1 pseudogene is annotated in these 1,210 nt (G+C 69.6%); it reads right to left on the bottom strand.

Annotated elements, in window-relative coordinates:
* Positions 1-47: 47 nt before the first annotated feature.
* A pseudogene (locus FJ980_RS32705) lies at positions 48-1,210 on the bottom strand (hypothetical protein); the annotation flags it as partial.

Raw genomic sequence — 1,210 nt, 5'->3', positions numbered from 1 at the left:
CGGCCACCTCTCCCCCGCCTCGCGGGGGCGAGGAACGCCAGCTCGCCCTAGGGCTCGGCGTCGAACACCGGCGTGAACGCGCGTATCGTGCAGGGCGTCGGGTTGACGTGGCGGATCCGCACCCGGCCCTGCCCTTCCCAGCTGTCGTCGATGGGCACCTCGACATTGCCGGTGAACAGGGTCGCCTTGCCGTCGGGCGCGACGAGGGAGGGCATGCGCACGCTTTCCCAGCGGCCGCGGATCAGCGACTGCACCTGAAGCCCTGTCGTGTCGGTTTCGAGCAGCGACAGGATGACCCCCGCCAGCTTCTTGCGTCGCCCGAGGATCGAGCCGTCCCGGCCGGCGACGTCGAGCTCCAGCGTGTCGGCCTGCGACTGGAACTCAAGCCCGGCCTGCCATCTGGCCGCGACGGCGCCGCCGGGCAGCGTCACCTGGCCGGAGGCGACCGGCAGCCCGCGATAGACCTTGCCGTCGGCCAGCACGTCGACCTTTTCGCCGTTGAGATGGCCAAGCCCGGACACGGTGTTGACGGCGGCGCCCGAATAGGTCAGGCCGCAATCGACCTGGAAGGCATCCTCCAGCGCCCCATACTCGAACGGCGCCGTCATGATCTCGATATAGCGCCTGGTCACGCCGCCGGTGGTCCGCCTGACGATCAGCCAGATGTCGTCGACGCCATCCTGGCCCGGCGTCACGACAGCGCTTTCGACGGCCGCCCAGCCGGAACCGGCGACGGTACCGCCGAGGCGGTGGCGGTGCATGCCGCGCACCTCCTGCGAGGGCTGGTGGGTGTAGCCGCCGAGCTCGCCAGTATCGAGCGGAAACCAGAGCATCGGGTCGGGGTCGGTCTGGAACGCCAGCTCGACCACGCCACGCTTTGCGATATGCTCGGAGATCTGGCCGATATCGTCGGAGGTGAAGCGGCCGGTCGAAGCCTGCGTCAGCTCGGCGATCGAGCGGCGCGAGCGCGTGACATAGAGGAACGACTGGCCGGCATCGACGGGGCGGATGCGGGCACAGCCCGACGTGCGCGAGCGCCGGTTCTTGAACGAGGAGGGCGTCAATGCCTCGTCGATGCCGGAGCCGGAGAGTGCGCGGATGCCGCCGAGCGTCCCGATCAGCAGCGCGCCGTCCGATTCCGCGATCCACGTGATGTCGTTCGCCTGGCCGCCGCCGGCCTGGAGGAATTCCAGCGCGTCGTCATCCTTCT

It is taken from the genome of Mesorhizobium sp. B1-1-5 (assembly GCF_006443065.1).
Classification (GTDB): Bacteria; Pseudomonadota; Alphaproteobacteria; order Rhizobiales; family Rhizobiaceae; genus Mesorhizobium.
Note: the sequence above shows the minus strand (reverse complement) of the source record. Positions and strands in the feature narration are given on the sequence as shown.